General features: G+C 68.8%; 17 protein-coding genes. 15 read left to right on the top strand and 2 right to left on the bottom strand.

Annotated elements, in window-relative coordinates; all coding sequences use genetic code 11:
• Positions 1-238: 238 nt before the first annotated feature.
• Entirely contained in the window at positions 239-2,347 is a 2,109-nt protein-coding gene (locus tag V2J18_RS03630) for an NHL repeat-containing protein (protein WP_336131005.1), read from the top strand.
• Positions 2,348-2,403: 56 nt separating this feature from the next.
• On the opposite strand, the gene V2J18_RS03625 is transcribed toward V2J18_RS03630, so the two are convergent.
• Positions 2,404-2,907, bottom strand: coding sequence for a GNAT family N-acetyltransferase (locus V2J18_RS03625; protein WP_336131004.1), 504 nt, complete (start codon positions 2,905-2,907; stop codon positions 2,404-2,406).
• Positions 2,908-3,387: 480 nt separating this feature from the next.
• On the bottom strand, positions 3,388-4,491 hold the full coding sequence (locus V2J18_RS03620) for a polysaccharide biosynthesis/export family protein (RefSeq protein ID WP_336131003.1): 1,104 nt from the start codon (positions 4,489-4,491) through the stop codon (positions 3,388-3,390).
• Positions 4,492-5,320: 829 nt separating this feature from the next.
• On the opposite strand from V2J18_RS03620, the gene V2J18_RS03615 reads away from it, so the two are divergent.
• From V2J18_RS03615 to V2J18_RS03550, 14 genes are all read left to right on the top strand, one after another.
• Positions 5,321-5,755 carry a low molecular weight protein-tyrosine-phosphatase gene (locus V2J18_RS03615; protein ID WP_064747680.1) on the top strand — a complete coding sequence of 145 codons (435 nt, stop codon included), beginning with the start codon at positions 5,321-5,323 and terminating at the stop codon, positions 5,753-5,755.
• A gap of 32 nt (positions 5,756-5,787) precedes the next feature.
• Positions 5,788-8,007 (top strand): polysaccharide biosynthesis tyrosine autokinase, encoded by a 2,220-nt coding sequence (locus V2J18_RS03610; protein ID WP_064747681.1) that lies wholly within the window; start codon positions 5,788-5,790, stop codon positions 8,005-8,007.
• Positions 8,008-8,848: 841 nt separating this feature from the next.
• Positions 8,849-11,212, top strand: a complete 2,364-nt coding sequence (gene wecB, locus V2J18_RS03605; RefSeq protein WP_336131001.1) for a non-hydrolyzing UDP-N-acetylglucosamine 2-epimerase — start codon at positions 8,849-8,851, stop codon at positions 11,210-11,212.
• 144 nt (positions 11,213-11,356) lie between these two features.
• Entirely contained in the window at positions 11,357-12,616 is a 1,260-nt protein-coding gene (wecC, locus tag V2J18_RS03600; protein ID WP_336130999.1) for a UDP-N-acetyl-D-mannosamine dehydrogenase, read from the top strand.
• A gap of 37 nt (positions 12,617-12,653) precedes the next feature.
• Positions 12,654-13,946, top strand: a complete 1,293-nt coding sequence (locus V2J18_RS03595; RefSeq protein ID WP_064747683.1) for an oligosaccharide flippase family protein — start codon at positions 12,654-12,656, stop codon at positions 13,944-13,946.
• Positions 13,943-14,464 carry an acyltransferase gene (locus tag V2J18_RS03590; protein WP_079248142.1) on the top strand — a complete coding sequence of 174 codons (522 nt, stop codon included), beginning with the start codon at positions 13,943-13,945 and terminating at the stop codon, positions 14,462-14,464. The genes V2J18_RS03595 and V2J18_RS03590 overlap by 4 nt, the downstream gene beginning before the upstream one ends.
• A gap of 7 nt (positions 14,465-14,471) precedes the next feature.
• The gene (locus tag V2J18_RS03585) at positions 14,472-15,005 is read left to right on the top strand and encodes an acyltransferase (RefSeq protein WP_064747685.1); all 534 of its coding nucleotides are present in this window, start codon (positions 14,472-14,474) and stop codon (positions 15,003-15,005) included.
• A 16-nt stretch (positions 15,006-15,021) separates the two neighbouring features.
• Entirely contained in the window at positions 15,022-16,353 is a 1,332-nt protein-coding gene (locus V2J18_RS03580) for a hypothetical protein (protein ID WP_064747686.1), read from the top strand.
• The gene (locus tag V2J18_RS03575; RefSeq protein ID WP_336130998.1) at positions 16,350-17,453 is read left to right on the top strand and encodes a glycosyltransferase family protein; all 1,104 of its coding nucleotides are present in this window, start codon (positions 16,350-16,352) and stop codon (positions 17,451-17,453) included. The genes V2J18_RS03580 and V2J18_RS03575 overlap by 4 nt, the downstream gene beginning before the upstream one ends.
• Before the next feature lie 86 nt (positions 17,454-17,539).
• Positions 17,540-19,699, top strand: coding sequence for a bi-domain-containing oxidoreductase (locus V2J18_RS03570; protein ID WP_336130997.1), 2,160 nt, complete (start codon positions 17,540-17,542; stop codon positions 19,697-19,699).
• Positions 19,696-21,348: a heparinase II/III family protein gene (locus V2J18_RS03565; RefSeq protein WP_336130996.1), complete on the top strand. Its 1,653-nt coding sequence runs from the start codon at positions 19,696-19,698 to the stop codon at positions 21,346-21,348. The genes V2J18_RS03570 and V2J18_RS03565 overlap by 4 nt, the downstream gene beginning before the upstream one ends.
• Positions 21,349-21,353: 5 nt before the next feature.
• Positions 21,354-22,607: a glycosyltransferase family 4 protein gene (locus V2J18_RS03560; protein ID WP_336130995.1), complete on the top strand. Its 1,254-nt coding sequence runs from the start codon at positions 21,354-21,356 to the stop codon at positions 22,605-22,607.
• Positions 22,608-22,611: 4 nt separating this feature from the next.
• The gene (locus V2J18_RS03555) at positions 22,612-23,379 is read left to right on the top strand and encodes a YdcF family protein (RefSeq protein ID WP_336130994.1); all 768 of its coding nucleotides are present in this window, start codon (positions 22,612-22,614) and stop codon (positions 23,377-23,379) included.
• Between the two features lie 452 nt (positions 23,380-23,831).
• A complete protein-coding gene (locus V2J18_RS03550) occupies positions 23,832-24,554 on the top strand; it encodes a tRNA-dependent cyclodipeptide synthase (protein WP_336130993.1) in 723 nt (240 codons plus the stop codon).
• The last annotated feature ends 10 nt before the right edge of the window (positions 24,555-24,564 follow it).

The following is a 24,564-nucleotide window of genomic DNA, read 5'->3' as shown; positions in this document are numbered from 1 at the left end:
CAGTGGCAACAGTCGCAGCGGTGCGCGCAAGCGCGTCTGCCGACGCCCGACTCCGCGCGCGATGTGGGCCTTCATCGCTTCGGCGGCTCGCGTGGCAGTGCATCGCTTCGGTGGTCGCGGCTCACGCCGCTCCTACAGGAAGGGCGGAAAGCAGGACACGGACCCCGCGCCGCGTTCTAGAATCGGCCGATTCGCGAAGGCGCCGCCGGCCCGGACGGCGCGCGCAACGAGGATGCGCATGACCCGAACCCATTGGCTGTGGCTGGCGATCGGCCTGACCGCGGCGGCCCTGGCCGCAACCTATGTCTACGAGTGGCAGGGACGCGAATCGGCGCCTGCCGCGCCGCGCGGCCCGGCGCCGACGCCATTCGGCTGGCAGGGGCAGTTGCAGTCGATCGCCGGCGACGGCATCGCCGGACTGCGCGACGGCGCCGCGGCGCAGGCGCGTTTCGCCGATCCTTATGGCTTGGCGCGCGCCGGCGACGGCAGCTTGTACATCGCCGACGGCGGCGACAACAACCGCATCCGCCGGATCGCGCCGGACGGCCAGGTCGTCAGCTTCGCCGGCGGCACCGAGGGCTTCGCCGACGGCAGCGGCGCGGCGGCGAAGTTCCACACCCCCTCCGGCCTGGCCTTCGACCGCTCCGGCAATCTCTACGTGGCCGACACCGGCAATCATGCGATCCGCCGCATCAGCCCGCAGGGCGTGGTCAGCACGGTCGCCGGCACCGGCATCGCGGGCTACCGCGACGGCCCCGGCGCACAGGCTCAGTTCGACGGCCCGGTCGGCGTCGCAGTCGCCGCCGACGGCCGCATCTTCGTGGCCGACACCTATAACGACCGCATCCGCGTGATCGGCCGCGACGGCAGCGTCGCCACCGTCGCCGGCGGCGCCCATCCGGGTTTCGCCGACGGCGCCGGCGCGCTGGCGCGCTTCGACACCCCGACCGCGCTCGCGGTCGATCGCCACGGCACGGTGTGGGTCGCCGACACCCGCAACGACGCGATCCGCCGCATCGATGCGCAAGGCACGGTCAGCACCCTGCCCGGCACCGGCCCGGACAGCGACACCGGCGCACCGCATCGCCCGATCAGCCTGGCGCTGACCCACGACGGCCTGCTCTACGTCGGCGAAATGACCTGGGGCCGAGTGCTGCAATTCAAGCCCAGCGGGCAATGGCAGCCGATCAGCGGGCGCGAACAGGCGCAACGCCTGCCGCGTCCTTCGGGCCTGGCGCTGGACGGCGCCGGCGGCCTCTACGTCAACGATGCCGCCAGCTATCGCGTGCACCGCATCGCCACTGCCTCGACGCCGGCTTCGGCGCTGCCCTTGGAAATCGGCCCGTCGCTGGACAATCCCTTGCCCGCCACCGCCGGTCGCTGGCCGCTGCGGCCGCAGGACGGCTGGCACGAAGTGGTCGGCACGCTCGGCGAAGTGCGCGGCGACGGCCACGGCGAGAGCCGCCATCACCTGCACGGCGGCCTCGACATCCGCGGCGATATCGGCCAGCAGGTGCTGGCGATCGCCGACGCCAAGGTCGGCAACCCGGCCGCGGCCTGGGGCTATGGCGGACTCGGCGAAGGCCTGATGCTGGATGCGCTGAGCTACATCCACATGCGCGTCGGCCGCACCGCGCAAGGCCAGTCGCTGGATCCACAGCGCTTCCAGGCCTTGACCGACGATGCCGGGGCCAAGCCGCGCGTGCGCGTGCGCCGCGGCGCCCGCTTCGCCGCCGGCGATGCGCTCGGCACGATCAATCCGATGGCGCACGTGCACCTGGCCTACGGGCCGTTCGGCTACGAACGCAACGCCGCCCTGCTCGGATTCGTCAACTATGCCGACCGCTACCCGCCGCGGATCGAGCGCATCCAGTTGCTCGATGCATCGGAGCAACCGCTGGCCGAACGCCAGGACGGCCGCCTGCTGCTGTCGCGCGCCCTGCCCGGCGTGCACATCGTGGTCGAGGCCTGGGACCAGGTCGACCGCAACCTGCCACGGCGCCGGCTCGGCCTGTACGCGCTGGGCTATCAATGGTTGACCGCGGCCGGCCAGCCGCTGCCCGGCTACGAAAGCCCGCGCATGAACATCCAGTTCGACCGCATGCCGGCCGCCGACGACGCGGTCAAGGTGGCCTATGCGCCCGACAGCGGCATCACCGTGCACGGCAGCGCGATCACCCGTTTCCGCTACATGGTCAGCAACACCGTGCGCGACGGCCGCCTGACCGCGGGTTCGTACTCGCCGAGCGAACTGCCGGCCGGCGACTACCTGCTGCGCATCACCGCGCGCGACTACAGCGGCAACGTCGCCACGGCCGGACGCGATCTGGCGGTGCGGGTGCAATAAGCGGACGGCGCCTGCGATGCTTCGCGCCGGCCTTTGCCGGTCGGGACGGGCGCGGCCTAGCCGCGTTCGATCGCGTACAACCGCTCCGGGCGCGGGTCGCCGGCGAGCATCAGTTCGCCGGCGGGTTGCAGGCCGAGCTGGCGCAGCCAAGCGTCGGCGGCCTCGTGATCGGGGTCGATCGAGGCGACGATGCGGCGCAGGCCCAGGCTGCCGAAGCCATGATCGAGCAAGGCCTGTGCGGCCTCGCGGCCATAGCCGCGCCGCCACCACGACGGGGCCAGGCGCAGCATCAGTTCGGCCTCGCGGCCGCCGTCGCCGGGACGTACCGCCGTCAGGCTGGCATAGCCGATGACCTGTTCGCCGGCGCGTTCGACCAGCGCCCAGGTGCCGAGCCCGCGTTCGTGGGTCAGATGCGAGATCCAGTTCGCTGCGTACGGCGCCGGCTGCGCGCCGATGCGGCTGTAGCGCATCGCCTGCGGATCGCCGAATACGGCCTGCAGGGCGTCGGCATCGGAGGCGAGCACGGGGCGCAAGGACAGGCGATGGCTACGCAGCATCATGGACGGTATTACGACGACGGAGTGCAAGCCGCATTGTAGGCCGCGTGCGCGGCGGCGGCTTGTCCGCTTTCAGCCGGGAGTCATCGAATGCGCACATCGCGAGCGACCACATCGGCACATTGCGTTCGTGCGGGCGGGCACGTCGCGCGCCCCCTGCGCATGCGTTCCGCGCCCCGGGCACATGCGGGCTACGACCTCGGTCACGCGGCGGGATGGGGGCACGGGTAGCGACGCTTCGGCAGCAGCGGTAGCCGAAACAGGCCTCAGCGTCATGTATCGCTACGCCCTCTTCTCCCGCTGCCGGGAGAGGCCCGGGGCGAGGGTCGCGCCGCAGGCGCGAAGCGAGTGCTTCGATGCTGCCGGGCCCTCCCCCCCCTCTCCCGCAAGCGGGAGAAGGGCTCGTCATCATGCATACAAGCAAGAACCCATCCCCCCCGCCCCTTCCAAAGGGGAAAAGATCCAGTCGGAAGGCGGGGCGACTTAGCGCTCCAGCAGATCCTGGGTATTGGCCGAGTTGTTCAGGATGTTGGAGAACGGCAGCAACTGGTTGACGAAGCGGTTCCAGCGCGTGACTCCGGCCGGGCCGACGAACACCACGTCGCCGGGCTTGACCGAGAACTGGCTGGCCAGGGCGAAGGTCGCCGGCGACTTGGCCGCAAGGTGATAGATCTTGGCCGGCTGCTCGCGCAGATCCTGATTGCCGCCGCGAATCACGTACACCGCATTGCCGTTGGCGGTCAGCGGGTTGAGCCCGCCGGCACGGCCGAGCACCTGGCTCAGGCTCATGTCGGTGGTCTTGAAGCCGATCGCCGCCGGGCGCACCACTTCGCCGACCACATAGACTTCTTTGCGGTCGTTGTACGGCAGATAGATGTGGTCGCCGGCCTTGAGGTAGATGTCAGGCGCGACCGAACTGCGGTTGAGCGCGTCCAGGTCGAGCGGGTACTGGTGGCCGTTGCGGGTCAACACCAACCCGGACAGGTCGGCGCGGATCGGGTCGATGGTCGCCGCGCCGATCGCCTGGGCCAGGGTCAGCGGCGTGGCGGTGATGCGCTGGCGCTCGGTCTTCACGAACGCGCCCTGCAGGGTCACCTGCTGGCTGCCGTAGTCGATCACGGTGACGTCGACCTGCGGCGATTCGACCACCGCGGCGATGCGCTGGGTGATCAGCGAGCGCAGTTCCTCGATGGTCTTGCCGCGCGCCTGGATCACGCCGACATAGGGGTAGAACAAGGTGCCGTCGGGGCGCACCAGGCGGCCGTTGGCGGCCGGCTGCTGTTGGTTGCCGGCCGGCGAAGTCAGCTCCGGGTGATCCCAGATGGTGATGTACAAGGTGTCGCCGGCGCCGATGCGGTAGGCCTCGGGCTGGTAGTCCAACAGCTCCGCCGGCACCGCCGCGGTGTCCACCGCGGCGCGCTCGCTGGCGACCAACTGGGCGTTGATCGGCAACAACTCGACCTCGTCGGCCTGCAGGGCATCGCCGCGCAGCAGCTGATTCGGGCTCATGTGCTGGCCCGGCGCCCACATGCAGCCGTTGAGTCCGATGGCGGCCAACAGCGCCATGCCAACTGAAAGCTTTCTCATGAACGAATCTGTCTCTAGGTCGTGGTCTTGCCGTGGTGAGCCGCAAACGCACGCTGCGACGCCGGCCGCACCGCCTTCCTTGCGGTGCGACAACCGGAGCCGAGCGCGAAAACCCGCCAAGCGCCGCCTGGGCAGCGAAGAGCGGACGTCGAAAGTGGAGCGCTGAGCCGGAACTGGCGCAGCCTTGGCGGAAACCCGATCGGTCGGCGCGTTGGACGGCGGTCGGGGACGCATCTTGATGGCGGGACATGACTCCTGATGTTGCGTGCGAACGGATCGCGCGAGTTAGCCCCTGGGCGCAGTATAGCCAGCGACGGCGGCTGCGGCGGGATGCGGCGGCTTCGGTAAGAGCATCGCATCACAGTTATGAATCCTCGCCGCGAGCCTTCATTCAGCGGCGATTGCGGGCGCCGACAGCGCATGACGCGACGATGACGCCGTCGCGCCGCGATGCGTCGCGGCGAAGGCCGTTCGGTTTTCGTTCACCTGCATGGCCGCGGCGCGCTGCGATGGCCCGAAACGCCGCAGCCGCGGGGATCGGCCACGCGCGAAGTCGCGTTCGCCATTGCGCGCTCGGCGAAGGTTCGCTGGTGACAGGCGTCACGTCTCGACGGTCGCGCCGGCGATGGCGGTTGACCCTGCCGGAGGCGGCTCGTACATTCCGCACCGTCGTAATTCGATGCACCGCAGCATCGCGGCCCCCGCGTGTCGGCATGCGTCGCTGTTCGGTTCACTGTCGGTCGAACGGCCTTTCGGGTCCGTTCGCGCCATCAAGCAAACGCTGTCGGCGCGTCCGCGCGTCGTAGTTCAACGGTGAGACGTAACGCGCGTGTTCAAACGGGTATTGATGGTCTGCATCGGCAACATCTGCCGGAGCCCCACCGCCGAAGTGCTGCTGCGGCATCGAATGCAAGGCAAGGACATCGTCGTCGAATCGGCCGGGCTGGCGGCATTGCGCGGCTATCCGATCGACGCCACCGCCCAGGCGCTGCTCCAAGAGCATGGCCTGGACGGCACGCCGCACAAGGCGCGGCAGCTCGATCGCGAGATCGTCGACGCCGCCGACCTGATCCTTACGATGGAACGTAAACACCTCGACGGCGTGCTGGCGCTTGCGCCGCATGCGCGGGGGAAAACGTTTCTGCTGGGCAAGTGGTTGGACGACGCCGGCATTCCGGACCCCTACCGCCAGTCGCGCAGCGCGTTCGAACGGGCCTACCAGCTGATCAACTCAGGGGTGAGTAGCTGGGTGCCCTACTTATGACGTAGGACTCCAACTTTTAAGGCCCTCACCCCATGCCGACCAGTTCCGCCGCCCTCGACGCTCAACGGGACGGCAACGAAGAAATCGACCTGGCCGCGCTGCTCGGTACGCTGATCGACCACAAGTGGCTGATCGTCGGCGTGACCGCGGCCGGCTTCGCCCTCGGCACCGCTTACGCCCTGCTCGCGCCGCCGGTCTACCAGGCCAACGCGATGATCCAGGTCGAGCCGAATACGCCGACCCTGCCGGGCCTGGACGCGGTCTCGCAGGTGCTGACCGATTCGGCGCCGCAGGCGGTGACCGAAATCGCCCTGCTGACCTCGCGCACCGTGCTCGGCAAGGCGGTCGACGACCTGCGCTTGGACGTGCAGGTCGAGCCCAAGCAGTTTCCGTTGATCGGCGGCGTGATCTCGCGCCGCTACGAACCGGCCGCGCCCGGCTCGGTCGCCGAACCCTGGTTCGGTCTCGACGGCTACGGCTGGGGCGGCGAGCGTCTGGACGTGTTCAAGCTGTCGGTGCCCGAAGCGCTGGTCGGCACCGAGCTGGAGCTGATCGCCGACAATGCCGGCGCGTACCGCCTCTACGACGAAGACGGCGGCCTGCTGCTCAACGGCAAGGTCGGCGAAGAGGCCAGCGGCCGCGGCGTCAAGCTTACGGTCAAGGAGCTGACGGCCAATCCGGGCATGCGCTTCGAGGTGGTCAAGCTGCAGACGCTGGCGATCATCAACGCCCTGCAGCGCAACCTCACCGCCGGCGAGAAAGCCAAGGACTCCGGCATCATCCAGCTCAGCTACGAGCTCGGCGATCCGGCCAAGGCCACCGCGACGCTGGACGCGATCACCCGTCAATACACTCGCCAGAACGTCGAACGCAATTCCGCCGAAGCCGCCAACCGGCTGGTGTTCGTCAAGGAACAACTGCCGAACGTGCGCCGCGAGCTGGAGAAATCCGAACAGGCGCTCAACGCCTACCAGTCGCAATCGCATTCGGTCGACATCAGCCTGGAGACCAAGTCCTACTTGGACCAGATCGTCTCGCTGGACACCAGCATCTCGCAGCTGAAGATGCAGCAGGCCGAAGTCAGCCGCCGCTACACTCCGGCGCACCCGGCCTATCGCGCGCTGATGGCGCAGCTGGGCGAACTGGAAGGGCGCAAGAACGAGATGAGCAAGCGCATCGAGGGCTTGCCGGAGACCCAGCAGGAACTGCTGCGCCTGACCCGCGACGTCCAGGTCGGCACCCAGACCTACACCAATCTGCTCAATCAGGCTCAGCAGCTCGATATCGCCCGTGCCGGCACGGTCGGCAACGCGCGCATCGTCGACCGCGCCGTGGTCGACGTCAGCCAGCCGGTGAAGCCCAAGCGGCTGATGATCGTCGCCATCGCCACGTTCCTCGGCGGCGCCCTGGCGGTGGCCTGGATCTTGTTGCGCCAATTGCTCAACCGCGGCATCGAGGACGCCAAGGAAATCGAGCAGCTCGGCCTGCCGGTGTACGCCTCGGTTCCGCTGAGTTCCTACCAACGCGACCACGAAAGCGTCGACAAGAAGTCGCGTACGCCGTCGAAGTCCGGCCGGGCGCGACTGCTGGCGGTGGACGCGCCGGGCGATCTGGCGATCGAAGCGATCCGCGCGCTGCGCACCGGCCTGCACTTCGCGCGCCTGGAAGCCAAGAACAACGTCCTGATGATCTGCGGCGCCAGTCCGAACGCCGGCAAGACGTTCGTCTCGACCAACCTGGCCACGGTGATCGCGCAAGGCGGCCAGCGCGTGCTGCTGATCGACGCCGACCTGCGCCGCGGCACTCTGCACCGGGTGATGGGCCTGAACGGACAGGAAGGGCTGTCCGACCTGCTGACCGGGCGCATCGACTTCAACAAGGCGGTGCACGCCTCGTCGGTCGACGGTCTGCACTTCATCGCACGCGGCCAGGTTCCGCCGAACCCGTCCGAGCTGCTGATGCACCCGAACTTCGCCGCGCTGCTGAGCAGCGTGTCGCAGCGCTACGATCTGGTGATCGTCGATACGCCGCCGATCCTGGCGGTCACCGACGCGGCCATCGTCGGCCGCCACACCGGCACCAACCTGCTGGTCGCGCGCTTCGGGTTCAACACCGTCAAGGACATCGCAGTGGCCAAGCAGCGCTTCGAGCAGAACGGCATCGAACTCAAGGGCTCGATCCTCAATGCGGTCGAACGCCGGCACGGCGCTTATCACGCCTACGGCTACGAGTACGCGCCGATCGAAAAATGATCGACGCCGCGTTCGAGCGCGCCGCAGCCGCGCTCGAACGCATCGCCCATCCATGATTCGTCTAAGCGACGCACCACCGCCGCTCGCGCATCGTGCACGCTCGCTCACCCGGCTTCGCGAAGCTGCTCGCAAAATCGACAGGCCACCATGAACGGATGCAAAACGAAAATCGTGGCAACGCCCCTCCTCCGTGCGCCCGAGTGAAGAAAAGCCCCACGAAAACAGGGCATTTTTGCGGATTCATTTGCGGATAGCGAAATCGCATAAGACGACTTATGCAATGCGTAAACGCGATAGGTCGTCGTCGGATCGCACATTGCGGCGTAACGCCGACGTTATTTCGCGCCATGGATCGCAGACGCAACTTGATAGACGACCGCAACCGTAATCTCTCGCATGAATCGCAGCTGACACAAATCAAATTCGCGCACGAATCGACCCCGTCACCGCGACTGCTCAACAAAAAGCCTTACGGTTTCACAGTATTGATCGCGCGACGAATGGCAGTCTATTCGCACCAAACAGCAGTCCGCGCGCACTCGTAGGGGGAGCGCGACGCGGACGCAGACCGACGAGATGTCATAAAGATCGGGCACAAAGCAACACCACAAGCACCACGTAGCGCATCGAACCCTCGGCGGACGGACGCGCCACTTCACTCACCCCTAACCACTGCAGCGACAACCCGGCATCACTTCGCCCGACGCGGCTTCGCCGCTGCGTCCGGCTGCGGCACCACCACAACTCCAAGAAAACTCAGTACACAGGATGGATGATCGACCGCGGGGGGCGGCGATCGTTGGCTTTGTCTAACGAAGACTTATTCCCCGGACCTCACGTCATGCTGGACACCAAGATCGCGATCGCCTGCGCGCTGGCGCTGTGCATCACAGGCATCGCCATATACGCGATGCGCCCCCTGGCCAAGAACTTCGGCCTGGTCGACCGCCCTGGGCAACGCAAGCGGCACCAAGGCGACATCCCGCTGATCGGCGGGCTGGCGATTTTCGCCGGCCTGCTGTGCGGCGCGGCCTTCCTCGGTCTCGCCGACCGTTTCACGCTGTCGCTCCTCGGCAGCACTGCGCTGATCGTCATCGTCGGCGCGATCGACGACTCCAAGGATCTCAGCGTTCGCGCGCGTCTGCTGGTGCAGACCGGCGCGTGCGTGCTGATGATGACCGGCAGCGGCCTGTACTTGAACGACCTCGGCAACCTGTTCGGCACCGGCCCGATCTCGCTCGGCCTGCTCGGCCTGCCGCTGACCGTGATCGGCGTGGTCGGCCTGATCAACGCCTTCAACATGCTCGACGGCATCGATGGGCTCGCCGGCAGCCTGACCCTGACTTCGATCGTCGCCATCATGTTGTTCGCCGACGGCATCGCGCCTTCGGCGATCTCGCTGCCGCTGTTGCCGGTGCTGTTCGCGGCGATCGTGCCCTACCTGTTCGCCAATCTCGGCCTGTGGCGCGGGCACAAGATCTTCATGGGCGACGCCGGCAGCATGGCGATCGGCTACCTGCTCGCCTGGAGCCTGGTCTACCTGAGCCAGCGCGGCGGCGCGCGCCTGGACGCGGCCGACGCGCTGTGGTGCGTGGCCTTGCCGGTGCTGGACACACTGGCGGTGATGTACCGGCGCATGCGCAAGGGTCTGTCGCCGTTCAAGCCCGATCGCCAGCACTTGCACTACATGCTGCTCGACAGCGGCTGCTCGCCGCGCATCGCGTTGGCGATCCTGGTGGTGACCGCGACAACGCTGGCAGCGATCGGCTACAGCCTGCGCAACCTGCCGTTGGGCGTGAACCTGGCGATCTTCGCCGCTCTGCTGATCGCCTACACCGTCGGCCTGACCCACGGCTGGAAATTCGAGCCGCGCTTGCCGAACTGGCGTCCGGAGAACGACGCGATGGAACTGGAAGCCGCCCACGCGCCGGGCCTGAGCCTGCCCGACGGCGCCGGCTTGCCCGCCCTCGCGCGCACCGGTCTGGCCGAGGACGCGTCCGCGGTGACCAAGCTGCCGTCGTCGATGCCGGCCGCCGCCGCGGTGGCCGCGCCGCGCAAGATCAAGACCCTATGCGTGTTCGGCACCCGTCCGGAAGCGATCAAGATGGCGCCGCTGGCGCTGATGCTGAACGCCGACCCCCGCTTCGAGGCGCGCGTGTGCGTGACCGGCCAGCACCGGCAGATGCTCGATCAGGTGCTGAGCCTGTTCGACATCCAGCCCGACTACGACCTGGCGATCATGAAACCGGGCCAGGACCTGACCGACATCACCACCGCCATCCTGACCGGCATGAAGAAGGTGCTCGCCGAGCTGAAGCCGGACGTGGTGCTGGTCCACGGCGACACCTCGACCACCATGGCGACCACCCTGGCGGCCTACTACCAGCAGGTGCCGGTGGCCCATGTCGAGGCCGGCCTGCGCACCGGCAACCTGTACTCGCCGTGGCCGGAAGAGGCCAACCGCAAGCTCACCGGCGCGCTGGCGGCGATGCACTTCGCCCCGACCGATCTGTCGATGCAGAACCTGCGCGCCGAAGGCATCGCCGCCGACCGTATTTCGATCACCGGCAACACCGTGATCGACGCGCTGAAGGAAGTGGTGAGCCGGATCGAGCGCACCGATACGCTGCGCGAGCAGTTGTCGCAGCAGTTCGCCTTCCTCGACCCGAAGCGGCGCATGATCCTGGTCACCGGCCATCGCCGCGAAAGCTTCGGCGGCGGCTTCGAGCGCATCTGCCACGCGCTGCGCGATATCGCCCTGCGCCATCCGGACGTGGACATCGTCTATCCGGTGCACCTCAACCCGCAGGTGCGCGAGCCGGTCAACCGCCTGCTGCGCGACATCAAGCAGATCCACCTGATCGAGCCGCTGGACTACCTGCCGTTCGTGTACCTGATGAACGCCGCCCACATCATCCTCACCGACTCCGGCGGCATCCAGGAAGAAGCGCCCTCGCTGGGCAAGCCGGTGCTGGTGATGCGCGACACCACCGAGCGCCCGGAAGCGGTCGCCGCCGGCACGGTCAAGCTGGTCGGCACCGACCGCCAGCTGATCGCCGACGGCGTCAGCGCCCTGCTGCAGGACCGCTCGGCCTACGAAGCGATGAGCTTCGCCCACAACCCCTACGGCGACGGCAAGGCCTGCGAGCGCATCGTCGAAGCGCTGGCCGCGATCAAGGTCGAGGTCTCGCAGTTGGCCGCCTGATCCGCGCCCCATCCATCGGGCGCGGGCCGCTCCGGCGCGCGCGACGCACAGGCGGCGAGATCCTTCGCCGCCTTGTGCGTTGAACGAACCGGCCGCCCGCGCCGCCGCATCCCCCCGCTCCACGGGAGCAACCTCGGAGTTCTTATGCAATTCGAAACCGTTTCGGTCATCGGCCTGGGTTACATCGGCCTGCCCACCGCCGCCGCGTTCTGCGCCGCCGGCAAGCGCGTGATCGGCGTCGACGTCAACGCCCGCGCGGTGGAGACCATCAACCGCGGCGAGATCCACATCTTCGAGCCCGAGCTCGACGTCGCCGTATACGCCGCGGTCAACAAGGGCCTGCTGCGCGCGACCGACACGCCGCAGCCCGCCGATGCGTTCCTGATCGCGGTGCCGACTCCATTCAAGGGCGACCACCAGCCCGACCTGAGCTACATCGAAGCCGCCGCCAAGGCGCTGGCGCCGGTGCTGGCCAAGGGCAATCTGATCGTGCTCGAGTCGACCTCGCCGGTCGGGGCCACCGAACAACTCGCCGCGTGGCTGGCCGCCGCGCGTCCGGACCTGAGCTTCCCGCAGCAGACCGGCGTCGAAGCCGACGTCAACGTCGCCTATTGCCCCGAGCGCGTGCTGCCCGGCCACGTGATGCGCGAGCTGATCGAGAACGACCGCATCATCGGCGGCATGACCCCGCGCTGCGCCGAGCGCGCGTGCGAGCTTTACCGCGCCTTCGTCCGCGGCGAATGCATCGTCACCGACGCGCGCACCGCCGAGATGTGCAAGCTGACCGAGAACGCGTTCCGCGACGTCAACATCGCCTTCGCCAACGAACTGTCGATCATCAGCGACAAGTTCGGCATCAACGTCTGGGAGCTGGTGCGCCTGGCCAACCGCCATCCGCGCGTCAACATCCTGCAGCCGGGCCCGGGCGTCGGCGGTCACTGCATCGCGGTCGACCCCTGGTTCATCGTCGACAGCGCACCGGAAGAAGCGCGCCTGATCCGCACCGCGCGCGAGGTCAACAACAGCAAGCCGCACTGGGTCATGGACAAGGTCGACGCCGCGATCGCCGAGGCCAAGGCCGCCGGCAAGGAAGACAAGCACCTGACCATCGCCGTGTTCGGCCTGTCGTTCAAGCCCGACATCGACGACCTGCGCGAAAGCCCGGCGCTGGACATCGCGATCGAGCTCGCCGCGCGCCATCCGGGCAAGGTGCTCGCGGTCGAGCCGCACATCGACGCGCTGCCGGACAAGCTCAAGTCGTCGCCGAACGTGATCTTGGTGGACTTCCCCACCGCCAGCGCCCAGGCCGACATCGGTCTGCTGCTGGTCGACCACAAGCCGTTCAAGGAACAGGCCGCGCCGACCCATCTGCGCCTGGTCGACACCAAGGGCATCTGGACCTGAGCCCGCCGGCCGGCCGCACCGACATGACCGATCTCCGATGATCCGCCGCCTGATCACCACCGCCAGCCTCTCGGCGATCAGCGCCATGGCCTCGCGCGGCGCGATCTTCGCCGGCGTGTTGCTGGTCGCCTACTTGCTGGGGCCGGAGGCCTTCGGTCAGTTCACCCTGATCCAGACCACCGCGCTGCTGTTCACCACCTTCTGCGCCCTCAGCCTGGGCCAGATGGCGACCAAGATCGTCGCCGAGGCGGTGGACGGCCCGCGCGAGCGGTTGCAGGTGGCGCTGTCGGTGTCGTACGGCTCGGCGCTGCTGATCGCGTTGGGGTTCGCGGCGTTGATCGTGGCCTTGTCGCCGCTGCTGGCGCGCTGGGTCGGCCATTCGGCGGCGCTGACGCCGGTCTACGCCAGCGCCGGCCTGCTGGTGCTGGCCGGCTTCGTCACCGCAGTCCAGAACGGCGTCGCCCTGGCCCTGCATCGGGTCAAGGAACAGGCCTACGCCAACATCGCCAGCGCCCCGGTCGCGTTCGCGATCATGGTACTGGCGGCGATGCGCCACGACCTGCATTGGGCGGTGTACGGCTACGTGCTCTCGCAGGCGGTGATCGCGCTCGGCCAGGAACGCGGCCTGCGCCGCTACCGGCGCGAACACGGCCTGCGCCTGTCGCTGCGCGCGACCCGGCGCGAGGACTGGACGGTGCTGTGGAAGCTCGGCCTGCCGTCCTCGCTGGCCGGCCTGCTGACCGTGCCCGCGATGTGGATCGTAATGGTGATGCTGTCGCACACCGGCGACGGCGCGGTCGAGCTGGGCAATTTCGCCCTCGGCAATCAGGCCCGCTCGATCCTGCTGTTCGGCATCGGCGTGGTCGCCAACGCGGCCTTGCCGATGCTGTCCTCGGCGCTGGCGCGCGGCGACCGCGGTAGCGCCTCGACGGTGCTGCGCCACTCGATGCTGTTGCTGCTGGCGATCACCGGCGGCATCGCCCTGTTCGCCGGTTTCGCCGCACCGCCGGCGATCCACGCCTTCGCCCCGGACTATGCCGGCTCGGTGCAACCGCTGCAATGGCTGCTGGCCTCGGTGGTGGCGACCGCGCCTACCACGATCCTGATGCGCAAGGCCACCGCCGACGGACGGCCCGGCATCCTGCTGGCCGGCAACGCGGTGTTCTGCGTGGTTCTGCTCGCCGCCGCCGCGGTCGCCCTGCGTATGCACGGCGGCGCGGCCGGCCTGGCCCAGGCCTATTTCGTCGCCTCGGTGCTGCAGCTGCTGACCTTCGCTTTGTTCAACCGCAACGAGCTGCGCTGGAAGGCCGTGGCACGGAGTAACCCATGAGAGTCGTACGTCTGCTGAAGAAATCCGTGATCCTCGGCGCGATCCGGGTCGGCTGGCTGATCAAGCCGGGCCTGGTCACGCGCCTGTTCACCTGGTACCTGAAGTCGGAAGGCGCGCAGATCGACGGCATGCCCAATTACCTGTCGGCCAAGATCTGGTTCGACGGCACCGACTACTCGCTGATCCGGCTCGGCGAGGGCTGCACGATCTCCAGCAACGTGCGCATCCTGACCCACGACGCCGCGGTGCACACCGCGGCCAAGGAACTGGGGCTGCGCTTCGAACGGCCCGAGATCCGGGTCAAGCCGGTCTCGATCGGCCGCTACAGTTTCGTCGGCACCGGTTCGATCATCATGCCCGGCGCCGACATCGGCCCGGGCTGCATCATCGGCGCCGGCAGCGTGGTGCGCGGCAAGATCCCGCCGCTGAGCATCGTGGTCGGCAGCCCCGGCCAGATCGTCGGCTCGGTGACCGAGTACGTGGCCAAGCTCTACCCCGACCGGGTCCGGGCCGGCTGAGGCGCGCATGTCGTCCCTGTCCAAGACCGCCTACGTGATCGCCCGCACCCTGTCGGCCTTCGGCCTGCCGGGGCTGCGCGGCCTGCGCACGCGCATCTACGCCTGGCATTTCCGCGCCGCCGGGATGAGCGTGTCCGACCGGGTGATGGTGGTCGCCGCGCATCGCAGCGACAGCGCCGCGATCTCGTTCGGCCGCGGCGTCGAGCTCGGCGCCGACAGCTACATCGACTATTCCGGCGGGGTGCGCATCGGCGATCACGTCGCGGTGTCCGAAGGCGCCAAGCTGTTCACCCACAACCACGCGGTGCGGCGCGGCCATGCCGACTGGCACCGCAATCCGATCGAGTTCTCGCCGCTGCAGATCGAGGACTACGCCTGGATCGGCGCCGGCGCGACCGTGCTGCCGCGGGTGCGGCGGATCGGCCGCGGCGCCATCGTCGGCGCCGGCGCGGTGCTGGCCGAGGACGTGCCGGATTTCGCCGTCTACGCCGGCAACCCCGCGCGCGAGATCTTCCGCCGCGACATCACCGAGCAGGACTGAGGGAGGCCGGACCGGTTTGGCGACGCTCTACGTCATCTTCTTCATGAGCCTGGGACTGCTGGCGTTCGCGCGCATCGGCGGCCGCTTCGATCGCCTGTTCGTCAATCCGATCCTGGCCTTCGTCCTCACCGTCGCCTTCATCTACGGCTTCATTCCCTGGCTGAAGGAACTGCAGCAAGTCCAGACCTATCCGTTCTACTACTCGACCGACGCCAAGCTGTTCGCCCTGTTGTTCTCGCTGGTGTTCTGCCTGTCCGGCATCGGCGGCTATCTGCTCGCCGGCGGCGGCGCGCGCCCCGCCCTGCCGCAGGTGCGCGCGCTGACCAAGCGCGAACGGCGGCGGGTGCTGGTGCTGGTCGGCATTCCGGCGATGTGTGCGGTGCTGTATCTGGCGCGCACGGTGTCGGCCTACGACCTGGCCGACTACATGAAGGACCGGATCATGATCCGCCGCGGCATGGGCCCGGCGGTGGTGCTGGCGTTCGCGGCGATCTGCTACGCAGCGATCCTGGTCACCAACTATTTCGCTTCGCGGCGCGCGCCGGGACGGCCGATGTCGCGCTGGCGGCTGCTGCCGATCGGCGCGGTGGTGCTGGTGGTCGCGGTGGCCTTCGTCGCCATGGGCAACCGCAACTTCGTCTTCATCCTGATCGCGATCGTGCTGTTCGCCTCGCTGTCGATCTTCAAGGGCCGGATGAGCCGCGCACTGATGCTGCTGCCGGTGATGCTGGCGATCGCCCTGGGCCTGTCGGCCTGGGCCAAGATCCGCACCACCCTGGACAGCGCCGACGCCTCCAGCGTGACCAGCGAAGGGCCGGTGCAATTGCTGGTGTACGGCCTCAACGGCGCGTTCGGCAACGCCGAGAACCTGGTCTGGCTGGCCCAGCACGAACGCGACTGGGACCCGGTCTACGGCGCCACCGTGGTCGCCGCCGCGCTCAACCCGATTCCGCGCGCGTTCTGGCCGGACAAGCCGTTCGGCGGCGGCCCGGCGCTGCGCAACATGATCTACCCCGGCAGCTACACCCTCGACGGCGAGAAGCTGACCTCCTACACCACCGGACTGCCGACCGAGGGCTACATGAACTTCGGCCTGCTCGGCCTGGTGCTGTTCGGCCTGGTCAACGGCGCCTGCCTGGCCGGCATCCGCAATCTCTACGCGCGACGGCGCGAGGTCACGCCGGTCGGCGTGGTCGTCTACAGCTTCTCGATCTTCATGTTCTCTTCCGGATTTCTGTATATGGAACTGCTCGGCGGCTGGAGTCGCTATTTCATCACCGTGCTGCTGCTGTTCGCGGTCACCTGGCTGGGCAATCGCCCGATCCGCATGCGCGGGGTGACGGCATGAACGCAATCATCCTCGGCCAGGGCAATCCTTATCTGAAGAATCCATACCTGAGCAAGCTGTCGCAGGTGCTGGACGCGGCCGCGATCCCGTACGAGTTCTGGATCTGGAGCCGCGACAAGCAGGCCGCCGCGCTGCCCAAGGTGCGGGTGCTGTTGAGCTTCGGTTCCTGGGGCGGGGGCGCGATCAACGCGCTCGGCTATGCGCTGTGGGTGGCCTGGCTGACCCTGCGCGTGTTCCTGCAACCGCGCGCCGGAGTGTACTTCTGCTCGCGCCTGGACGCGGCCCTGCCCTGCGCGCTGGTCGCCAGCCTGCGCGACTGCCAGTACGTGTTCCTGGACCGCGACAAGCTGTCCAAGAGCTATGCCTGGCCCAAGCCGGTCAAGCGCCTGATCGAGACGATCGAACGTTTCGTCGGCCGCCGCGCCACCCTGCACGTGGTGCCGGGCGCCTCGCGCGCGGTCGACGGCGACGGCGGCAACATCCGCATCGTCCACAATACCCCGCACAGCGATGTGATCCAGCGCGCGCGCGGCCTGGTCGCCGGCATGCCGCCGCGCGACGGCCGCCTGCGGGTGCTGATCAGCGGCCTGATCTCGCCCGAACGCGGCGCGAAGATGATGCGCGAGGCGGTCGAAGCGGTCGGCGACCGGATCGATTTCGTCGCCGCCGGTCGCCTGCTCGGCGACGACGCCAAGCGTCTGGCCGAACTGCTCGGCGAACGCTACCGCGGCATCGTCAGCAACGAGGACGCGCTGGCCCTGCTGCTCAGCGCCGACCTGGTGCTGGCCTTCTACGACCCGGCGCTGGAGATCAACCGCCTGGCCGAACCCAACAAGTGGTTCGACTGCGCGGCGCTGCAGATTCCGTTCGTCACCAATCCCGGCCTGGACACGTCGCAGCCGTTCGAAGCCGCCGATGCCTGCTTCCTGTGCGAGTACGGCGACGGTCGCGCCCTGGCCCAGGAACTGCTGCGCATCGACGCCGATCCGCAGGCGCTGGAACGGCGCCGCGCGGGCCTGCGCACCCTGCGCTACGAGGCCTGGGACACGGCGATGGCGCGGGTCATCGCCGAATGCGCCGGCTTGAGCCGGAAACGCTGAGGCCGCCATGACGCCCGTCAACCGATAGCGCATCGCCGCCCGCCCCGCCGCGACGCCCCACCTTCCCCCTTCGTACTGGAACCACCATGCAACAGGTCCTGCAAAATCTGCGCGACGGCAGCACCGAAGTCGTCGACGTCCCGGTCCCGGCGCTCAAGCCCGGCCATCTGCTGATCCGAACCGGCACCACCCTGGTCTCGGCCGGCACCGAACGCATGCTGGTCGAGTTCGGCAAGGCCAACATGCTGCAGAAGGCGCGCCAGCAGCCGGACAAGGTGCGCATGGTGCTGGAGAAGGTCCGCACCGACGGCCTGGCCACCACCATCGACGCGGTGCGCAGCAAACTCGACCAGCCGCTGCCGCTGGGCTATTGCAACGTCGGCACGGTGATCGGCGTCGGCGCCGGGGTCAACGGCTTCGAGGTCGGCGACCGCGTCGCCTCCAACGGCAAGCATGCCGAAGTGGTGGCGGTGCCGGCCAACCTGTGTGCGCGCATCCCCGACGGCGTCGACGACGAGGCCGCCTCGTTCACCGTGCTCGGCGCGATCGCCCTGCAGGGCATTCGCCTGGTCCAGCCGACCCTCGGCGAGGCGGTGGTCGTCACCGGCCTGGGCCTGATCGGCCTGATCACCGTGCAGCTGCTGCGCGCGCACGGCTGCCGCGTGCTCGGCATCGACTTCGACCCGGCCAAGCTGGCGTTGGCGCGCAGCTACGGCGCCGACACCGTCGACCTGTCCAAGGGCGAGGACCCGGTCTCGGCGGCGCAGACGTTCTCGCGCGGCCGCGGCGTCGACGCGGTGCTGATCACCGCCTCGACCAAGAGCAACGAACCGGTCTCGCAGGCCGCGCACATGTGCCGCAAGCGCGGCCGCATCGTCCTGGTCGGCGTCACCGGCCTGGAACTGTCGCGCGCCGACTTCTACGAGAAGGAATTGAGTTTCCAGGTCTCCTGTTCCTACGGCCCGGGCCGCTACGACCCGTCCTACGAAGAACGCGGCAACGACTACCCGGTCGCGTTCGTGCGCTGGACCGAGCAGCGCAACTTCGAGGCCATGCTCGACATGATGGCGGCCGGTTCGATCCAGACCCAGGCGCTGGTCAGCCATCGCTACGCCATCGCCGAGGCCGAGCAGGCCTACGCCGTGCTCGGCGGCGCCGAACCTTCGCTCGGCATCTTGCTCGACTACGGCCGTCCCGACGACGCGCTGGCCACGCCGCTGCGCCGCACCGTGCCGCTGCCGGCCGCGGTGCAGGCGCCCGCCGCGCCGGCCGCTCCGGGCAACGGCTCGGTGGCCTTCATCGGCGCCGGCAACTATGCCGGCCGGGTGCTGATCCCCGCCTTCGCCAAGGCCGGCGCCTCGCTGCACACCGTGGTCTCCAGCGGCGGGGTCAGCAGCGTGCACTTCGGCCGCAAGTTCGGCTTCCGCAACGCCAGCACCGACACCGACGCGACCCTGCGCGACAGCGGCAACGATTCGGTGGTGATCGCGACCCAGCACGGCAGCCACGCCGCGCTGACCACCAAGGCGCTGCGCCAGGGCAAGCATGTCTTCGTCGAAAAGCCGCTGTGCATGACGCTCGAGGAGCTGGCCGAGATCGAGAAGGCCTACGCCGACTGCGCGGTGTACGGCCGTCCGCCGGTGCTGATGGTCGGCTTCAATCGCCGCTTCGCCCCGCAGGTGCGCAAGATGCACGCGCTGCTAGCCGGCGTCCAAGAACCCAAGAGCTTCATCATGACGGTCAACGCCGGCGCGATTCCGGCCGACCACTGGACCCAGGACCCCAAGGCCGGCGGTGGCCGCCTGATCGGCGAAGCCTGCCACTTCGTCGACCTGCTGCGCTTCCTGGCCGGCGCGCCGATCGTCGGCCACCAGTTGACCGCGGTCGGCAACGTGCCCGGCGTCGGCATCCGCAGCGACCGGGTCAGCTTCAGCCTCAGTTTCGCCGACGGCTCGTTCGGAACCGTGCATTACCTGGCCAACGGCGACAAGAGCTTCCCCAAGGAGCGCCTGGAAGTCTTCACCGCGGGCCGGGTGCTGCAGTTGGACAACTTCCGCCGCCTCAAGGGCTACGGCTGGCCGGGCTTCAAATCGATGAACCTGTGGCGCCAGGACAAGGGCCAGAACGACTGCGCGCAGGCCTTCATGGCCGCGGTCAAGGCGCGCGGCGACTCGCCGATCCCGGCCGAGCAACTGTTCGAAGTCGCCCGCGCGACCATCGAACTGGACGCAGCGGTCCGCGCATGAACGCCTCGGCGCGCGCCCTGCGGCTGTGGTACACCGTGCGCCATCTGCGCCCGGTGCAGATCTACGGCCGTGCCTGGCACCGGTTGCACCGGCCGCGCATCGACCTGTCGCCCGCGCCACCGGCGATGCCGGCGCGCGGCCAGTGGCAAGGCTGCGCGCGCGCGCCGTCGATGCTGGGCCCGAACCGGTTCCGTTTTCTCAATGCCGAGCACGATCTGCGCAACGGCGACTGGAACGATCGCGCCCTGCCCAAGCTGTGGCTGTACAACCTGCACTACTTCGACGATCTGGTCGCCGACGGCGCGGCGGCGCGCGCCGGCTGGCACGCCGACCTGGTGCGCGGCTGGATCGCGTCCAATCCACCCGGCGCCGGCAACGGCTGGGAGCCGTATTGCCTGTCGCTGCGCACCGTCAACTGGATCAAGTGGTTGCTGTCGGGTCACGCGCCCGCCGACGACGCCGCCCGCCAAGCCGCGCTCGACAGCCTCGCCGTACAGGCCCGCTATCTGGCCGGCCGCCTGGAACGGCACCTGCTCGGCAATCATCTGTGGGCCAACTACAAAGCCCTGCTGTTCGCCGGCCTGTTTTTCGACGGCGAGGAAGGCGCGCGCTGGCTCGACATCGGCCTGCGCGGCATGCGCCGCGAAATCGGCGAGCAGATCCTCGCCGACGGCGGTCACTTCGAACGCAGCCCGATGTACCACGCGATCCTGCTCGAGGATTTGCTCGACCTGATCCAGCTCGGCGAACGCTACGCTCCGGCGGTGTCGCGCGAGGATCTGGAACTGTGGCGGACACGCGCCGCATCGATGCTCGGCTGGCTCGCGGTCATGACCCATCCCGACGGCGGCATCGCCTTCTTCAACGACGCCGCCCACGGCATCGCGCCGGAACTGGCGCCGTTGCAGGACTATGCGCGCTCGCTCGGGCTGACTCCGCCGGAGCGCTCCGGCGAGGCCCTGCAGTTGCTGCCCGAGTCCGGCTACGCGCGCCTGGAGTACGGCGAGGCGGTGCTGATCGCCGATATCGGCGAAGTCGGTCCGAACTACCTGCCCGGCCACGCTCACGCCGATACCCTGAGCTTCGAGCTGTCCCTGCGCGGGCGCCGGGTGCTGGTGAACGCCGGCACCTCGCGTTACGACATCGGCGCCGAGCGCCTGTGGCAGCGCGGCACCGCCGCGCACAACACGGTGCAGATCGACGACCAGGACTCCTCCGAGGTCTGGAGCAGTTTCCGCGTCGCCCGCCGCGCCCTGCCGTTCGCGATCGGCCATGGCCAGGACAGCGGCGGGGTCTGGCTGGAAGCCGCGCACGACGGCTACAAGCGCCTGCCCGGCCGCGCCGTGCATTGCCGCCGGTGGCGCCTGCAGGAAGACCAACTGCGGGTGGAAGACCGCATCGAGGGCCGCTTCGCCCGCGCCGTCGCGCGCTATCGTACTCCGCCGGGCCTGCGCATCGGCGCTGCGCGCGTCGCCGGCGACGGCATCGAGGCGCTGCGCTGGCGCAGCGAGCCCGAGGGGCTGAGCACCCACGTCGCCGCCAGCACCTATCACGCCGGCTTCGGCCGCAGCGAAGCCTGCGACGTGCTGGAAGTCGCCGTGCCGCGCGACACCGGCAGCGCCGCCATCGTGTTCACCTGGACCAGCTGAAGCTCATGCGCATTCTGTTTCTCACGGACAACTTCCCGCCGGAAGGCAACGCGCCGGCCACGCGTACCTACGAACACGCGGTGCGCTGGGTGCGCGCCGGGCACGAGGTCACGGTGATCACCTGCGCGCCGAACTTCCCCGAGGGCAAGCTGTTTCCCGGCTATCGCAACGCCTGGCGCAGCATGGAAACGCTGGACGGCATCCGCGTGGTCCGGGTCAAGACCTACATCACCGCCAACGAGGGTTTCGCCAAGCGCACCCTGGACTACCTCAGCTTCATGGCGGCCTCGGTCGGATTCGGCCTGTTCGAGCGCCGCCACGACGTGATCGTCGCTACTTCGCCGCAGTTCTTCTGCGCGCTCGGCGGCTGGGCGCTGGCACGGCTGCGCCGACGCCCGTTCGTGTTCGAACTGCGCGACCTGTGGCCGGCATCGATCACCGCGGTCGGCGCGATGCAACGCAGCCCGGCGATCCGGGTGCTGGAAAAGCTGGAGATGTTCCTCTACCGCAGCGCCCACGCGATCGTGCCGGTCACCCAGAGCTTCCGCGACGAGCTGATCCAGCGCGGCGTCGACGCCGGCAAGATCCATGTGGTGCTCAACGGCGTCGACCTGCAACGCTATCGGCCCGGCCCGCGCGACGAAGCCCTGGCGCGCGAGTACGACCTGGACGGCCGCTTCGTCGTCGGTTACCTCGGCACTCACGGCATGGCCCACGGCCTGGAAAAAGTGCTGGACGCGGTCGAGCGCCTGCGCGACGAGCCGCGCATCGCCTTCTTCTTCGCCGGCAGCGGCGCCGAACGCGCCCGCGTCGAGCAGTTGGTCGCCGAGCGCGGGCTGCACAACGTGCGCATGATTCCGCGTCAGCCCAAGGACATGATGCCGCGGCTGTGGAGCCTGTGCGATCTGTCGCTGATCCCGCTGCGCGACACGCCTGTGTTCAGCAGCGTGATCCCGTCCAAGCTGTTCGAAGGCATGGGCATGGGCATTCCGGCGCTGATGTCGCTTCCGCGCGGCGAGGCCACACGGATCGTCGAGAGCACCGGCTGCGGCGTGTGCGTGCCGCCGGAGGACGGCGCGGCGATGGCCGAGGCCATCCGCGAACTGGCCGCCGACCCCGAGCGCATGCGTCGCCTGCGCGAGGCCAGCTTGGCCGCGGCACCGGCTTACTCCCGCGATCGCCAGGCGACCCTGATGACCGACGCGCTCAGCCGTTTGCTCGACGACGACAGCGGCGGACTGCTGCGCGCCTCCAAGTGAGCCGATGAGCGGGCTCGGCGAGCTGCTGCGCTGGCCGCTCGAGCCGCTGCACGGCTCGCTCGGCTTGGCCGCGCTGGCGCTGCTCGCCGCGGCGCTGCGCTGGCGGCGCTGCGCGCTGGCATTGTTGCTGATCGCACCGCTGTGGACGCTGTGGTGGTCGCTGCCGGTCGCCGCCGACGGCCTCGCCGCGGCGCTCGCACGCGGCTATCCCGCGCTGAGCGAAACCCGGGCGCGGCGCGCCGACGCGATCGTCGTACTCGGCGGCGATATCGGCCGCGCCGACCAGTACGAGGCCGCTGACGCGGCCGCGCCGCAATTGGCCGGCAATCGGCTCGCGCTCGGCGCGCGCTTGTGGCAACGCGGCCTGGCGCCGCAGATCCTGCTCAGCGGCGGACCGACCGCGCATACGCCCGGCAGCAGCGAAGCACGGCGCATGGCCGATTCGATCCGAGCCTTCGGCGTGCCGGCGTCGGCACTGGTGCTGGAGGACCGCAGCCGCAACACCGCGGACAACGCGGGCTTCAGTCGGACGATCGGCGCGGCGCGCGGCTGGAACGACATCATTCTGGTCACCTCGCCCGAGCACCTGCCGCGCGCCGTACGCACGTTCGAACGCGCCGGCTGGCGCGTGCAGGGCATCGCCACCGCGGCGACGCCGCTCAGCGACGCACTGCCGCCGTGGCGACCGTCGCCACGCGCGCTGCGACGCAGCGGGCGCTTTCTCAAGGAAGCCGCCGGCCTGTGCGTCGCCAGACTGGACACGCTGCATTAGCGAAGCCCGCCGCTGAATGCACGCGTTGCGAACAGGGCGCACCGCGAAACTGCGTCGCACCGCGCCAGTCCGTGCCCGGAGAGCGAATCTTTCGGGATAGCAGTGACGCCGATCGGCTTTCGCACGACGCTTCGCGATGGCCGATCACCGACGCTCACTTATCTCTGAATTCAGTCAGATAGCACACTATCGGCGCGCGCGATCCGGCGATTTCAATCACGGTTCGACGTTGCGTGCGCGAGTAAGTTCTGCGCCGAACGAAGTGGAGATGCACCCCGTCCGACGCGACGCCGATGGGCGCGTCGCGTCGCGGTGCTCGCTCTCGTCCCCGTCCTGCACCTGCACCTGCGCAGCGCGGCGCCAGCCGCGGCCGCAACGACGCCTGTCGCTTCCGTGCCAGATGCGTTTGCAGCGGTGGGACGTCGTCCTTTTTACGCCACCGGAGTCCCGCGATGAATCTGCCGAACGCCGATGTGTCCGCTGTTTGCATTCCTGCATCGCCGCCAACCTCGCTACGGGCCCAGCCCTATACCGAACACTGCCGTCGTCTGTTCGACATCGCCGAGCATGCCGTGATCGGGCTGAGTCCGTTCAACGGCGGGTTCAATCCTCACACGGTGCAAGGCCTGGTCGCCTGGGGCGTGGGTCACTTCCGCCGCATCGACGTGCTGTTGCCCGGCTACGAAGCCGCCCACACTCTGGTCGCCGCGGGCGCGCGTCCGCTCGATGCCGTGCGCCGCCTGCGTCATGCACTCAACGCCCTGCGCAATGCCGCGACCCGCCAATTGCAGGAATGCGGCATCGACCGGCCGGAACAGCGGGTGCATACCTGGACCCGGCTGCAGGATCGCGCCGCCTATCTGGATCTGCGGCGCGAGCTGGAACGACGCAGCCGCCGCGAGCCCTGGCTGCACCAGGCCTGCGAGAGCGCCGCCCGCAGCGCGGTCGCAGGCAGCGGCGGAGCAGCGGCGTCGGATTCCGCCGTGCAGTACGCCGTGCAGTACGCGCTGGCCGAGCTGCCGTTCCTCGTCGACAGTCCGTCGATCTTCGGCGCCGCCAGCTCGGTGTTCGTCTATCCGCGTCCGATCCCCTTGGTCCATGCCCTGCTCGAACGCGACGACGCCCTGCCGCGCCACCGCGGCCAGGGCTATGTCAGTGTCCACCGCCTGCCGTGAGTGCCGCCGC

Source organism: Lysobacter firmicutimachus, assembly GCF_037027445.1.
Classification (GTDB): domain Bacteria; phylum Pseudomonadota; class Gammaproteobacteria; order Xanthomonadales; family Xanthomonadaceae; genus Lysobacter; species Lysobacter firmicutimachus.
The sequence above is the reverse complement of the archived record's forward strand: the minus strand, read 5'-3'. Positions and strand labels throughout refer to the sequence as shown.